Origin of the sequence: Gemella sp. GH3, from assembly GCF_013415425.1 — a bacterium.
In the GTDB taxonomy this organism is placed as follows: Bacteria; Bacillota; Bacilli; order Staphylococcales; family Gemellaceae; genus Gemelliphila.
On sequence record NZ_JACBYC010000063.1, the window covers coordinates 1 to 685 of the forward strand.

At 34.0% G+C, this 685-nt stretch carries 1 protein-coding gene and 1 pseudogene; both read right to left on the reverse strand.

The window, feature by feature from the left end:
- Positions 1-204 (reverse strand): annotated as a pseudogene (locus HZY83_RS01615) (4-hydroxy-tetrahydrodipicolinate reductase); the annotation flags it as partial.
- Positions 204-685: dihydrodipicolinate synthase family protein (locus tag HZY83_RS01620; RefSeq protein ID WP_179942350.1), on the reverse strand; the 482-nt coding region annotated here is incomplete at its 5' end. The gene HZY83_RS01620 and the pseudogene HZY83_RS01615, both read right to left, overlap by 1 nt.

The following is a 685-nucleotide window of genomic DNA, read 5'->3' on the forward strand; positions in this document are numbered from 1 at the left end:
TAATGGTATTAATAATTCAGGGTTTGAAAAGTCAATCACTACATCAGCAACGTCTTGAGCTTCAACTATTCTATTGTAATGCTTGTATGGTGTTGAATCTTTAGGAGTTCTATCTATGACTCCTACAATCTCATGATTTTTTTCTTCAGCTAGTCTAGCAACTCGTTGATTCATCGCTCCATAGCCTATAAGTAAAATCTTCATTAATGTTCACCTGCTTTAAACTGATAATAAGCTTGCTCTAATACATTACGCTCTGCGTCATCTAATGGGATAAGTGGTAATCTTAATTCATAATTACCAAAACCTAAATGTGCCGTTAGTGCCTTAATAGGAATAGGGTTAACATCCACAGATAATGAGTCTAATAATTGCCCAATAGGTTCAAATTGACTTGAAATATTTTCTCCACTTTGTTTAGCATCGTATAAATCTTGAAATTCTTGAGGGATAACATTTGCAATAACTGAGATAACACCTTTACCTCCACGTTGATAGAATTCAACAACATTGTCATCATTGCCACTATATAATGCAAATTCATCTTCATTAATGCGTTTTTTAACTTCTTCCATATAATCAAAGTCATTCGTCGCATCTTTAAGTGCAACAATGTAAGGGTTGTGACTTAATGTTTCAACAGTTTCTGCTTCAATCGTCATATTCGTCCGTGATGGTACGTTAT